The organism is Serratia sp. 1D1416 (genome assembly GCF_003641105.1).
Classification (GTDB): domain Bacteria; phylum Pseudomonadota; class Gammaproteobacteria; order Enterobacterales; family Enterobacteriaceae; genus Serratia; species Serratia ficaria.
This window is the reverse complement of the sequence record NZ_CP032738.1, coordinates 4490201-4504241: the sequence shown is the minus strand read 5'-3', so window position 1 is coordinate 4504241 and position 14041 is coordinate 4490201. Positions and strand designations below refer to the sequence as shown.

At 57.3% G+C, this 14041-nt stretch carries 9 protein-coding genes and 1 pseudogene; 7 read left to right on the top strand and 3 right to left on the bottom strand.

All coding sequences use genetic code 11. The features are described 5' to 3' along the window. Positions 1–79 precede the first annotated feature (79 nt). A complete protein-coding gene (adhE, locus tag D7I37_RS21730; RefSeq protein WP_061794488.1) occupies positions 80–2749 on the bottom strand; it encodes a bifunctional acetaldehyde-CoA/alcohol dehydrogenase in 2670 nt (889 codons plus the stop codon). Between the two features lie 528 nt (positions 2750–3277). On the opposite strand from adhE, the gene D7I37_RS21725 reads away from it, so the two are divergent. From D7I37_RS21725 to oppF, 7 genes and pseudogenes are all read left to right on the top strand, one after another. Then, the gene (locus D7I37_RS21725) at positions 3278–3922 is read left to right on the top strand and encodes a YchE family NAAT transporter (RefSeq protein WP_061794487.1); all 645 of its coding nucleotides are present in this window, start codon (positions 3278–3280) and stop codon (positions 3920–3922) included. Between the two features lie 692 nt (positions 3923–4614). Beyond that, entirely contained in the window at positions 4615–6252 is a 1638-nt protein-coding gene (locus D7I37_RS21720; protein ID WP_095097818.1) for an ABC transporter substrate-binding protein, read from the top strand. Positions 6253–6398: 146 nt separating this feature from the next. Beyond that, positions 6399–8035, top strand: a pseudogene (gene oppA, locus D7I37_RS21715) (oligopeptide ABC transporter substrate-binding protein OppA). A gap of 83 nt (positions 8036–8118) precedes the next feature. Further along, complete coding sequence (oppB, locus tag D7I37_RS21710) at positions 8119–9039, top strand: oligopeptide ABC transporter permease OppB (protein ID WP_061794484.1); 921 nt, start codon at positions 8119–8121, stop codon at positions 9037–9039. A 14-nt stretch (positions 9040–9053) separates the two neighbouring features. After that, positions 9054–9962 carry an oligopeptide ABC transporter permease OppC gene (gene oppC, locus D7I37_RS21705; protein ID WP_006321181.1) on the top strand — a complete coding sequence of 303 codons (909 nt, stop codon included), beginning with the start codon at positions 9054–9056 and terminating at the stop codon, positions 9960–9962. Between the two features lie 11 nt (positions 9963–9973). Continuing rightward, positions 9974–10990 (top strand): ABC transporter ATP-binding protein, encoded by a 1017-nt coding sequence (locus tag D7I37_RS21700; protein ID WP_061794483.1) that lies wholly within the window; start codon positions 9974–9976, stop codon positions 10988–10990. After that, on the top strand, positions 10987–11988 hold the full coding sequence (gene oppF, locus D7I37_RS21695) for a murein tripeptide/oligopeptide ABC transporter ATP binding protein OppF (protein WP_061794482.1): 1002 nt from the start codon (positions 10987–10989) through the stop codon (positions 11986–11988). The genes D7I37_RS21700 and oppF overlap by 4 nt, the downstream gene beginning before the upstream one ends. Positions 11989–12059: 71 nt before the next feature. Here oppF and D7I37_RS21690 read toward each other — a convergent pair whose 3' ends face one another. Together D7I37_RS21690 and cls are read right to left on the bottom strand one after the other, a co-directional pair. Next, positions 12060–12383, bottom strand: coding sequence for an HI1450 family dsDNA-mimic protein (locus tag D7I37_RS21690; RefSeq protein ID WP_061794481.1), 324 nt, complete (start codon positions 12381–12383; stop codon positions 12060–12062). Between the two features lie 56 nt (positions 12384–12439). After that, positions 12440–13900 (bottom strand): cardiolipin synthase, encoded by a 1461-nt coding sequence (gene cls / locus D7I37_RS21685; protein WP_061794480.1) that lies wholly within the window; start codon positions 13898–13900, stop codon positions 12440–12442. Between the last annotated feature and the right edge of the window lie 141 nt (positions 13901–14041).

Genomic DNA, 14041 nt, shown 5'->3' with positions numbered 1-14041 from the left:
GCCGCGGGTTGATATATCGCCCCGGCTTGAAATAAAAAACCCGCCTTTCGGCGGGTTTTTTTATCGGTTCAGTCGACCGTTACTTTCTGGACTTCTTTACCGCTTTGGCCGCAACCGGGGCCGCCGCTTCTTCTTCAACCGCTTCGCTAAACTCGCGGCCGTAGAAGGTATCCAGCATGATTTGCTTCAGTTCGGCAATCAGCGGATAACGCGGGTTGGCGCCGGTGCACTGGTCGTCAAAAGCATCTTCCGACAGTTTGTCGACGCGGGCCAGGAAATCGGCTTCCTGCACGCCGGCTTCACGGATGGAGGCCGGAATGCCCAGTTCGGTTTTCAGCTCGTCCAGCCACGCCAGCAGCTTCTCGATTTTCTGCGCGGTGCGGTCGCCCGGCGCGCTCAGGCCGAGGTGGTCGGCGATTTCAGCGTAGCGGCGACGCGCCTGAGGGCGGTCGTACTGGCTGAAGGCCGTCTGCTTGGTCGGGTTGTCGTTGGCGTTGTAGCGAATGACGTTGGAGATCAGCATGGCGTTGGCCAGACCGTGCGGGATATGGAACTCGGAACCCAGCTTGTGGGCCATGGAGTGACAAACCCCGAGGAAGGCGTTGGCGAAGGCGATGCCGGCGATGGTGGCGGCGTTGTGCACGCGTTCGCGGGCGACCGGGTTCTTCGCGCCTTCTTTATAGCTGGCCGGCAGATACTCTTTCAGCAATTTGAGCGCCTGCAGCGCCTGGCCGTCGGAGTATTCGTTCGCCAGCACCGAAACGTAGGCTTCCAGCGCGTGGGTCACCGCATCCAGGCCGCCGAAGGCGCACAGGGATTTCGGCATGTTCATCACCAGGTTGGCGTCGACAATCGCCATGTCCGGGGTCAGCGCATAGTCCGCCAGCGGGTATTTCTGGCCGGTGGCGTCATCGGTCACGACCGCAAACGGCGTCACTTCAGAACCGGTGCCCGAGGTGGTGGTGACGGCGATCATTTTCGCTTTCACGCCCATTTTCGGGAACTTGTAGATACGCTTGCGGATGTCCATAAAGCGCAGCGCCAGGTCTTCGAAGTGGGTTTCGGGATGCTCGTACAGCACCCACATGATTTTCGCCGCGTCCATCGGTGAACCGCCGCCCAGAGCGATAATCACGTCGGGCTTGAAGGAGTTCATCTGCTCGGCGCCTTTGCGTACGATGCTCAGCGTTGGGTCCGCTTCAACTTCGAAGAACACTTCAGTTTCAATGCCGTGCGATTTCAGAACCTTGGTGATCTGGTCTGCATAACCGTTATTGAACAGGTAGCGGTCGGTCACGATGAAGGCGCGTTTCGCCCCGTCGGTCGCCACTTCTTCCAGCGCGATAGGCAGGGAGCCGCGGCGGAAGTAGATGGATTTCGGAAGTTTATGCCACAACATGTTTTCTGCTCGCTTCGCTACAGTTTTCTTGTTGATCAGGTGTTTCGGTCCGACGTTTTCAGAGATGGAGTTGCCACCCCAGGAACCGCAACCCAGCGTCAACGACGGAGCGAGTTTAAAGTTGTACAGGTCGCCGATGCCCCCCTGAGAAGCCGGGGTGTTGATCAGGATACGCGCCGTTTTCATCTTGTCGCCGAAGTAGGCGACGCGCGCGGTCTGGTTGTCCTGGTCGGTATACAGGCAAGAGGTGTGGCCGATGCCGCCCATGGCGACCAGTTTTTCGGCTTTGCCGACCGCGTCTTCGAAATCTTTGGCGCGGTACATCGCCAGGGTAGGCGACAGTTTCTCATGGGCGAAAGGTTCCGTCTCATCGACCAGCTTCACTTCACCGATCAGCACCTTGGTGTTCGCCGGCACTTTAATGCCTGCCATTTCGGCGATTTTCGGTGCGGACTGGCCGACGATGGCCGCATTCAGGCCGCCGTTTTTCAGGATGATGTCCTGCACCGCCTTCAGCTCTTTCCCCTGCAGCAGATAGCCGCCGTGGGAGGCGAAGCGTTCGCGCACCGCGTCATAAATGGCGTCGACCACGATGACCGACTGCTCGGAGGCGCAGATTACGCCGCTGTCGAAGGTCTTCGACATCAGGATAGAGGCGACCACGCGTTTGATGTCGGCGGTTTCGTCTACCACTACCGGCGTATTGCCGGCGCCTACGCCGATCGCCGGTTTACCGGAGCTGTAGGCGGCTTTCACCATGCCCGGGCCGCCGGTGGCGAGGATCAGGTTGATGTCGGGGTGATGCATCAGCTGATTGGACAGCTCGACCGTAGGCTGATCGATCCAACCGACGATATCCTTCGGCGCACCGGCGGCGATGGCGGCCTGCAGCACGATGTCGGCCGCCTTGTTGGTGGCGTTCCTGGCGCGCGGGTGCGGGGAGAAAATGATGCCGTTACGGGTTTTCAGGCTGATCAACGCCTTGAAAATCGCCGTGGAAGTCGGGTTGGTGGTCGGTACGATACCGCAAATCAGGCCGATGGGTTCGGCGATGGTGATGGTACCGAAAGTGTCGTCTTCGGACAGGATGCCGCAGGTTTTTTCATCTTTATAGGCGTTGTAGATATATTCTGAAGCGAAGTGGTTTTTGATGACCTTATCTTCAACGATACCCATCCCGGACTCTTCTACGGCCATTTTGGCCAGGGGAATGCGGGCATCGGCAGCGGCGAGGGCAGCAGCGCGGAAAATTTTATCAACTTGCTCTTGAGTGAAGTTGGCATATTCGCGCTGGGCTTTTTTGACACGTGCGACTAGCTCGTTCAGTTCAGCGACATTCGTTACAGCCATAATGCTCTCCTGATAATGTTAAACTCTTTCAGTAAATAAGCCGTGCGAGCCACTAGTATAGTCTGAACGGGCACTGTCGTTGGTTTAATGACCAGGGCTTTCCCGCTTTATTTCATCGCATGATGCTGATTTGCTTAAAGAGCTTCACCTCGCGCCAGGCGGAGGCGGCAGACAGGAGAGGGAAGGCAACGGCGGCGTTTCGCTTAACCTGTTCTACTCCCTGACTACGACTAAGAGCTTACCCACAGTTGGGTAGGCAATTTGTGATCTAAATCATGAAAAGTGCAAGCTGACACCATTCAGCCGAGTGCGGTTGAGAGTTGTTCTCAACAACCGACTGGTAGCGGTCTTTTTAAAACATAAAAAATCAAAAATCCGAACATAGCTTTAACAACAGTCGTTTGTTTTGTTTGTTGCGCTGCTAACAGCCAAAAATGCCAGATGAGCGGATGGATTAGCCGCGACATTTCCATTACATTAGCGCGCGTAGACAGCATCACTTATACAGCTATTAATGCGGAGCCATCTGTGGGCCAATCTTTGTTGGATTTTTCCGGCTACATCAAATTCTTTGTCGGCCTGTTTGCGCTGGTGAACCCGGTCGGCATTCTGCCGGTGTTTATCAGCATGACCAGCTATCAGGCGGAGGCGGGGCGCAATAAAACCAACCTGACCGCCAACCTGTCGGTCGCCATCATTCTCTGTACCTCGTTATTTTTGGGGGAAGGGATCCTGCGCATGTTCGGCATCTCTATTGATTCGTTCCGCATCGCTGGCGGCATTCTGGTGGTGACCATCGCCATGTCGATGATCAGCGGCAAGCTCGGCGAAGACAAGCAGAACAAGCAGGAAAAATCAGAGAGCGCGATCCGCGAAAGCATTGGCGTGGTGCCGCTGGCGCTGCCGCTGATGGCCGGGCCGGGCGCCATCAGCTCAACCATCGTCTGGAGCTCGCGCTACCACAGCTGGCAAAATCTGCTGGGCCTCACGCTGGCGATCGCGCTGTTCGCCTTCTGTTGCTGGCTATTGTTCCGCGCGGCGCCGTTGCTGGTGCGTTTGCTTGGGCAAACCGGCATCAACGTCATCACCCGCATCATGGGGTTACTGCTGATGGCATTAGGCATCGAGTTTATTGTCACCGGTATTAAGGCGATATTCCCCGGCCTGCTATGATTTATCGAAAGAGCCGCGAATGCGCCAGGTTCGCAGCTCAAATTAATTTTAAAGTTTAAATAATTCATTGGTTCGCATTATTATAGTGCGCAATATGAATGAATTTTCCGCGCTTGCACTATTATGTTGCATAAATCTCAGGTTGCTGTTCAATAAAAGCTCAAAGGGTTATTTTTGAGCCTTTTCTCTCGCCATTTCAGCGTTTTTCCTCCCGCCGTTGGTTAAACCTGCTGTTAAATTAATCACATCATTCTGTAGGGCTTGTCTCGCTTTCATCCAGGTGTTATTAGTGATTAACAGCCTATAAGCAGGTGTTTGTTCTTTGAACGCCTGCTTTGTTAACTGAATGTTTCTTTGTTTTGCCGCTTGGCAAATATCGTGGCCGACTTTAGATTGATTTGTCTGATTTTTTCATATAAATCAATGTAGTGACTTCTTCCTTCATCCGGCGGACTACGGGGCTGGCGAGCGGGGTTCGGTCAATAAAAGAGAATTGCTTAACATTTTCGTAAAATTTATTGGCTATGGAATTTGGCTTCTGCTAATTTCCGAGCAACTTTCTCGCGGTCAATTAACTGCAATGCGCCATGAAAACGGGAATGATTTTTGCTGGTATCCGTTTATTTAGAATTCTTATAAACACTTCACAAAGATCGATAAGCAATGCTTGTTGGTGAAAAGGAGCCTCGACTATGCAGCAAACCATGAAGCGCACATCTTTGGCCTTGTTGATTGGCGGCGCGCTGTGCGGCGGCCTGATTAATTCCGTTCAGGCGGCCGACGTGCCGGCCGGGGTGCAATTAGCCCGGCAACAGAACATCGTAATCAATAACGGCAGCGAAGTGGCCTCATTGGATCCGCATAAGGTCGAGGGCGTACCGGAAAGCAATGTCATTCTTAACCTGCTGGAAGGGCTGGTCAGCACCGACGCCAACGGGCATCTGGTGCCGGCGGTGGCCGTCAGCTGGGAAAATAAGGATTACCGCAACTGGACCTTCCATCTGCGCCCCGACGCGGTGTGGAGCGACGGTTCGCCGGTGACCGCGCAGGATTTCGTCTACAGTTGGCAGCGCCTGGTCGATCCCAACATCGCCTCGCCTTACGCCAGCTATCTGCAGTACGCCAAAATTGAAAATATCGACGATATCCTGACCGGCAAGAAAAGCCCGCAGACGCTTGGCGTGAAGGCCGTGGATGACGTCACGCTGCAGGTGACGCTGAGCGAGCCGGTGCCTTACTTTGTCAACATGCTGAGCCATACCTCGCTGAAACCGGTGAAACGTTCGGTGGTGGAGAAGTTTGGCGACAAGTGGACGCTGCCGGCCAACTTCGTCGGCAATGGCGCCTACCGCCTGAAAGAGTGGGTGGTGAATGAGCGCCTGGTGCTGGAGCGCAGCCCGAGCTACTGGAACAACAAGAAAACCGTCGTCAACCAGGCGACCTTCCTGCCGATAGCGTCCGAGGTCAGCGACGTCAACCGCTTCCGCAGCGGTGAAATCGACATCACCAACAGCGCCATTCCGCCGAATCTGTACGCCAAGATGAAGCGCGAAATTCCCGAGCAGCTGCACGTCAACCCGTACCTGTGCACCTTCTATTACGAGATCAACAACCGGAAAGCGCCTTTTACCGACGCGCGGGTGCGCGAGGCGGTGAAGTTAACGCTGGACCGCGACATCATCGCCAACAAAATCATGGGGCAGGGACAGATCCCGGCCTACAGCTTTACGCCGACCTTTACCGAGGGCGCCACATTCACCCAGCCTGAATGGGCCGGCTGGAGCCAGGAGCAGCGCAACGCCGCCGCCAAAAAACTGCTGGCCGAGGCCGGCTACAGCGACGCCAAACCGCTGAAATTCTCGTTGCTGTACAACACCTCCGATCAGAACAAACAGCAGGCGATAGCCGCCGCGTCTATGTGGAAGAAGAACCTTGGCGCCGACGTCACGCTGCGCAATCAGGAGTGGAAAACGTCGCTGGAAAGCCGCCATCAGGGCCAGTACGACGTCGCGCGCGCCACCTGGTGCGGCGATTACAACGAACCCAGCGCCTTCCTGAACCTGGTGCTCTCCAACAGCAGCATCAACACCATCTTCTACAACAGCCCGGCGTTCGACGCCATCATGGCCGCCACGCTCAAGGCGCCGGATGAGGCCGCGCGCGCCGCGCTTTACCAGCAGGCCGAGGCCCGGCTGGACAAGGATTCGGCGCTGATCCCGGTGTATTACCGCATCAGCGCCCGTCTGATAAAACCGAGGGTAGGCGGCTTCACCGGCAAAGATCCGCTGGACTACACCGACGTAAAAAATCTGTACATCATCAAGCAGTAAAGGGGTATTGCCTCACACAACGACGGTGGGTAATACAGGGAAGGCCGGTTGCCGCATTCGTTCCGCAGCGCCGGCATCACGAGGTCCGCTCACGGGCAACGCAGGCTCCACGACGAGCCTGTGATAATAAAAACTGGAGTATAACCATGACCAACATCACGAAGAAAAACCTCCTCGCCGCCGGCATTATTGCCGCGCTCGGCATCACGGCAACCGGCAGTGCCTGGGCGGCCGACGTGCCGGCGGGCGTGCAACTGGCAGACAAGCAAGAGATCGTTAAAAACAACGGTTCTGAAGTGCAGTCGCTGGACCCACACAAGATTGAAGGCGTGCCGGAAAACAACGTTACCCGCGATTTGATGGAGGGCCTGGCCAACAACAGCGTGGATGGCTCCATCGTCCCGGGCGTGGCGGAAAGCTGGGACAACAAAGATTTTAAAGTGTGGACCTTCCACCTGCGTAAAGATGCGAAATGGTCGAACGGCAAGCCGGTAACGGCGCAAGATTTTGTCTATAGCTGGCAGCGCGTAGTGGACCCGAAAACCGCTTCGCCTTACGCCAGCTATCTGCAGTATGCCCATGTGGAAAACGTCGATGACGTCATCGCCGGCAAGAAAGACAAGTCGACTCTGGGCGTGAAAGCCATCGACGATCATACCTTCCAGGTCACGCTGACTGAGCCGGTGCCGTATCTGGTGGAAATGACCCCGCACTACGCGATGAAGCCGGTGTACAAAGACGCCGTAGAGAAGTTCGGCGAGAAGTGGACTCTGCCTGCGAACTATGTCAGCAACGGCGCTTACAAGCTGAAAGACTGGGTGGTTAACGAACGTATCGTGCTGGAACGTAACCCGGAATACTGGGATAACGCCAAAACTATCATCAATAAAGTGACGTTCCTGCCAATTTCATCGGAAGTGACCGACGTTAACCGTTACCGCACCGGCGAAATCGACATGACCTACAACAACATGCCGATCGAACTGTTCCAGAAGCTGAAGAAAGAGATCCCGAAAGAGGTTCATGTCGATCCTTACCTCTGTACTTATTATTACGAGATCAACAACCAGAAAGCGCCGTTTACCGATGCGCGCGTGCGTGAAGCGTTGAAGCTGGGGTTAGATCGCGACATCATCACCAATAAAGTGAAGAACCAGGGCGACCTGCCGGCCTATAGCTTCACGCCGCCGTATACTGACGGCGCCAAGCTGACCCCGCCGGAGTGGTTTGGCTGGACGCAGGAAAAACGCAACGAAGTGGCGAAAAAGTTGTTGGCTGATGCCGGCTATGGCCCAGGCAAGCCGCTGACCTTCTCGCTGTTGTACAACACCTCCGACCTGCACAAAAAGCTGGCGATCGCCGCCGCTTCCATTTGGAAGAAAAATCTGGGCGTGGAGGTGAAGCTGGTGAACCAGGAGTGGAAAACTTTCCTGGATACCCGTCATCAGGGCACCTATGACGTGGCGCGCGCGGGCTGGTGTGCAGACTACAACGAACCAAGTTCATTCCTGAACATGATGCTGTCTGACAGCAGTAGTAACACCCCGCACTATAAGAGCGCCGAGTTCGACAAGCTGATGGCTAACGTGTTGACGGCGAAAACCAAAGAGGAACGTGCGGGGCTGTATCAGAAAGCGGAAGTTCAGTTGGATAAAGACTCGGCCATCGTGCCTGTTTATTATTATGTGAATGCCCGTCTGGTGAAACCTTACGTGGGGGGTATACCGGTAAAGACCCGCTTGATAACGTGTACGACAAAAACCTGTACATCATCAAGCATTGATACGGTAAGGAGCGGCGACATGAGTCGCCGCTCCATGTTGATAATAATAAGCCGTCATCAGGCTGTAGCACAGGGTTAGGGCAATGCTTAAATTTATACTTCGTCGCTTATTGGAAGCGATCCCGACACTATTTATCCTTATTACCATCTCCTTCTTTATGATGCGTTTGGCGCCGGGCAGCCCATTTACCGGCGAGCGCGCATTGCCGCCGGAAGTGATGGCGAATATCGAAGCCAAATATCATTTGAACGATCCTATCTGGAAACAGTACGGTCACTATTTAGCCCAGCTGTCGAAAGGCGATTTTGGCCCGTCATTCAAATACAAGGACTATTCGGTCAACGATCTGGTGGCCTCCTCCTTCCCGGTGTCCGCCAAACTCGGCCTGGCCGCGTTCCTGCTGGCGGTGGTGCTGGGCGTCAGCGCCGGCGTGATTGCCGCGCTGAATCAAAATACCAAATGGGACTATACGGTGATGGGGTTCGCCATGACCGGGGTGGTGATCCCCAGCTTCGTGGTGGCGCCGCTGCTGGTGCTGATCTTCGCCATTACGCTGAAATGGCTGCCGGGCGGCGGCTGGAACGGCGGGGCGCCGAAGTTCATCATTTTGCCGATGGTGGCGCTGTCGTTGGCCTATATCGCCAGCATCGCCCGCATTACCCGCGGTTCGATGATCGAGGTGCTGCACTCCAACTTTATCCGCACCGCGCGCGCCAAAGGCCTGCCGATGCGTCGCATCATCTTCCGCCACGCGCTGAAGCCGGCGCTGTTGCCGGTGTTGTCCTATATGGGCCCGGCGTTTGTCGGCATCATCACCGGTTCGATGGTGATCGAAACCATTTACGGCCTGCCGGGCATCGGCCAGCTGTTCGTGAACGGCGCGCTGAACCGCGACTATTCCCTGGTGCTGAGCCTGACCATTCTGGTCGGCGGCCTGACCATCTTGTTTAACGCGATCGTCGACGTGCTGTACGCCGTTATCGATCCGAAAATTCGTTATTAATCTGGAGCACGCGAATGATGTTGACCAAAAAGAACAGCGAAGCTCTGGAACACTTCAGCGAAAAGCTGGAAGTGGAAGGGCGCAGCCTGTGGCAGGATGCGCGCCGGCGCTTTGTGCACAACCGCGCGGCGGTCAGCAGCCTGTTTGTGCTGGCGTTGATCACCCTGTTCGTGATTGTGGCGCCCTGGCTGTCGCAGTTCGCCTATGACGATACCGACTGGGCGATGATGTCGGCCGCGCCGAGCCTCGAATCCGCGCACTACTTCGGCACCGATTCCTCCGGCCGCGACCTGCTGGTGCGCGTGGCCATCGGCGGGCGCATCTCGCTGATGGTCGGCGTGGCGGCGGCGCTGGTGGCGGTGATCGTCGGCACCCTGTACGGCGCAATGTCCGGCTATCTGGGCGGCAAGACCGATTCGGTGATGATGCGTTTGCTGGAGATCCTCAACTCCTTCCCGTTCATGTTCTTCGTGATCCTGCTGGTGACCTTCTTCGGCCAAAACATCCTGCTGATCTTTGTGGCGATAGGCATGGTGTCGTGGCTGGACATGGCGCGTATCGTGCGCGGGCAAACGCTGAGCCTGAAACGCAAGGAGTTCATCGAAGCGGCGCTGGTGTGCGGGGTTTCTACGCGCAACATCGTGCTGCGGCATATCGTGCCGAACGTGCTGGGCGTGGTGGTGGTCTACGCCTCGCTGCTGGTGCCGAGCATGATCCTGTTCGAGTCCTTCCTCAGCTTCCTGGGGCTGGGTACGCAAGAGCCGTTAAGCAGCTGGGGCGCATTGCTCAGCGACGGCGCCAACTCGATGGAAGTTTCACCGTGGTTGCTGCTGTTCCCGGCGGGTTTCCTGGTTGTCACTCTGTTCTGTTTCAACTTTATCGGCGATGGCCTGCGCGACGCCCTCGACCCGAAAGATCGTTAAGGAGTGCAATCATGAGCACCATTGAAAATCCGCAGTTGCAAAGCAGCGTCGGCGCCAAATCTTCGCTGTTGTTGGATGTAAAAGACCTGCGCGTGACCTTCGGCACCCCGGACGGCGACGTCACGGCGGTGAACGATCTGAACTTCGACCTGCGCGCCGGCGAAACGCTGGGCATCGTCGGCGAATCCGGCTCCGGCAAATCCCAGACCGCCTTCGCGCTGATGGGGCTGCTGGCCAGCAACGGCCGCATCGGCGGTTCGGCCAGGTTTAACGGCCGCGAGATCCTCAACCTGCCGGAAAACCAGCTCAACAAGCTGCGGGCGGAAGAGATCTCGATGATTTTCCAGGATCCGATGACCTCGCTCAATCCCTATATGCGCGTCGGCGAGCAGCTGATGGAAGTGCTGATGCTGCATAAAAAGATGAGCAAGAGCGAAGCCTTTGAAGAGTCGGTGCGCATGCTCGATGCGGTAAAAATGCCGGAGGCGCGCAAGCGCATGCGCATGTACCCGCACGAGTTCTCCGGCGGCATGCGCCAGCGCGTGATGATCGCCATGGCGCTGCTGTGCCGGCCCAAGCTGCTGATCGCCGACGAACCGACCACCGCGCTGGACGTGACCGTACAGGCGCAGATCATGACGCTGTTGAATGAGCTGAAGCGCGAGTTCAACACCGCCATTATCATGATCACCCACGATCTGGGGGTGGTCGCCGGCATCTGCAACAAGGTGCTGGTGATGTATGCCGGCCGCACCATGGAGTACGGCAGCGCGCGCGACGTGTTCTATCATCCGAGCCACCCGTACTCGATCGGCCTGCTGAACGCGGTGCCGCGCCTGGACGCCGAAGGCGAGGCGTTGATGACCATCCCCGGCAACCCGCCGAACCTGTTGCGTTTGCCGAAAGGCTGCCCGTTCCAACCGCGTTGCCCGTACGCGATGGAGCAATGCGCGAGCGCTCCGCCGTTGGAGCAGTTTGGTGAAGGGCGCCTGCGCGCCTGCTTTAAACCGGTGGAGGCGTTGGTATGACAGCGGTAACCGACAAGAAAGTGCTGCTCGAAGTGGCCGATCTGAAAGTGCACTTCGACATTCATGATGACAAACAGTGGTTCTGGCAGCCGGCGAAAACCCTGAAGGCGGTCGACGGCGTGACGCTGCGGCTGTTCGAGGGCGAAACGCTGGGCGTGGTCGGCGAGTCCGGCTGCGGCAAGTCGACCTTCGCCCGCGCCATTATCGGCCTGGTGAAGGCCACCAGCGGCCGCGTCGCCTGGTTGGGCAAAGACCTGCTCGGCATGAACGACGCCGACTGGCGCAAGACCCGCAGCGATATCCAGATGATCTTCCAGGATCCGCTGGCCTCGCTGAACCCGCGCATGACCATCGGCGAAATCATCGCCGAACCGCTGCGCACCTACTACCCGAAAATGCCGCGCCAGGAAGTGAAAGACAAGGTTAAGGCGATGATGCTGAAGGTCGGGTTACTGCCTAACCTGATCAACCGCTACCCGCACGAGTTCTCCGGCGGCCAATGCCAGCGTATCGGCATCGCGCGCGCGCTGATCCTCGAGCCGAAGCTGGTGATCTGCGACGAACCGGTCTCGGCGCTGGACGTATCGATTCAGGCGCAGGTGGTCAACCTGCTGCAGCAGCTGCAGCGCGAGATGGGGCTGTCGCTGATCTTCATCGCCCACGACCTGGCGGTGGTGAAGCACATTTCCGATCGCGTGCTGGTGATGTATCTGGGGCATGCGGTGGAGCTGGGCACCTATGACGAGGTGTACCACAACCCGCAGCATCCTTACACCAAGGCGCTGATGTCGGCGGTGCCGATCCCCGATCCGGACAAGGAAAAGGAAAAGCGGATCCAGTTGCTGGAAGGGGAACTGCCTTCGCCGATCAACCCGCCGTCGGGCTGCGTATTCCGCACCCGCTGCCCGATAGCCGGGCCGGAGTGCGCCAAAACGCGTCCGTTGCTGGAAGGCAGCTTCCGCCATGCGGTATCCTGCCTCAAGGTCGACCCTTTATAGCGTTTAGGGTTTATGCCAACAAAAAGCCCCGCTGATTCAGCGGGGCTTTTTTTATCCGGCGGAGCGGAAACTCACTCTTTCCACAAAATGTGGCACAGCTTGTGGTCTTTCTCGCGGCACAGCAGCACCCGGGCGAACACGTCGTTGATCGGTTCGCCGTCGCTGTCCGCCAGGCCAATCACCACTTCGGCGAAGAAGTCCGGGTTCAGATCGAAATCCACATGTTCCTGCCAGTCTTCGGCCGGGTCGTACAGCTCGGCGCCGCCGCGTTCCTCAAACTGCAGGTTGAACAGCAGAATATCCGCCGGATCCAGATTGTCGCCGGCCAACTCCAGGAAAATGTCGTAGGCCTGTTCCAGCGTTTCGTCTTCGGTAAGGCGGTTATTCAAATCCATAAAAAAATCCTGATAACAAATGATTTGGCGTTATTAAAGCACGCTCGCCGCGGCTTTTACAGCAGCGGGCTGAAAAAGTAGAACAGCCGCTCGAGCAGGCGGTGCCAGTATGGCCGTTTCAGCCACTCCTTGGCGTCCAGCAGCTGCGAACGGGCGATATAGTCTTCCTGCACGCAGGCCAGATCGCTGCCGAAGCCGTCGTCGTCGATCACCAGCGTGATCTCGAAGTTGAGCCACAGGCTGCGCATGTCGAGGTTGACGGTGCCGACCAGGCTGAGCTGGCCGTCGACCAATACGCTCTTGGTATGCAGCAGGCCGCCTTCGAACTGGTAGATGTTGACCCCGGCCTCCAGCAGCTCGGAGAAGAACGCCCGGCTGGCCCAGCGCACCATCATGGAGTCGTTGTCGCGCGGCACGATGATGCTGACCTCTACGCCGCGCAGGGCGGCGGTGCAGATGGCGTGCAGCAGATCGTCGCTCGGCACGAAGTAGGGGGTGGTCATGATCAACTGTTCGCGGGCGGAATAGACCGCGGTCAGCAGCGCCTGGTGGATCATCTCCTCCGGGAAGCCCGGACCGGAGGCGATTACCTGAATGGTATGGCCGCTTTCCTGCTCGAACGGCATGATATTGACGTCCGGCGGCGGCGGCAGAATGCGCTTGCCGGTTTCTATCTCCCAGTCGCAGGCGTAGACGATGCCCATGGTGGTGGCCACCGGGCCTTCCATGCGCGCCATCAGGTCAATCCACTGGCCGACGCCGGCGTCCTGTTTAAAGTAACGCGGGTCGACCATGTTCATGCTGCCGGTGTAGGCGATGTAGTTGTCGATCAGCACCACCTTGCGGTGCTGGCGCAAATCCATGCGGCGCAGGAACACGCGGAACAGATTCACCTTCAGCGCTTCGACCACTTCGATGCCGGCATTGCGCATCATTCCCGGGTAGGGGCTGCGGAAAAACTGCAGGCTGCCGGCGGAATCCAGCATCAGGCGGCAGTGCACGCCGCGCCGTGCGGCGGCCATCAGCGATTCGGCCACCTGATCGACCAGGCCGCCCGGCTGCCAGATATAGAACACCATCTCGATATTGTGGCGGGCCAGCTCGATGTCGCGGATCAGCGCCTTCAGGGTGTCATCGGTGGTGGTGAGCAGTTGGAGCTGGTTGCCCTTGACGCCGTCGATGCCTTGCCGGCGATCGCACAGCTGGAACAGCGGTCTGGCGACCTCGCTGTATTCGGTGGCGAAGATCCTGCGGCTTTCCTTCAGTTCGTTCAGCCAGCGGGCGGTGGAAGGCCACATCGCCTTGGCGCGCTCGGCGCGCCGCTTGCCCAAATGCAGTTCGCCAAAGGATAAATAGGCGACGATGCCGAACAGCGGCAGAATATAGATAACCAGCAGCCAGGCCATGGCCGAAGGCACGGTGCGGCGTTTCATCAGAATGCGCAGCGTCACCCCGGCGATAAGCAGCCAGTAACCGAACACCATGAGCCAACTGATTACAGTATAAAATGTTGTCATAAAGGCGAAAAATCCCGTTCGCAAACCACCAACGAAGAGTGTACGCACAGATTGATAAAGGGGAAACCTTTTATCGGCGCTTATGTTGCATAAATATGATGAAGTTAAGGCACTTGCTGAAAATAAAATGTGGCTTTTCGG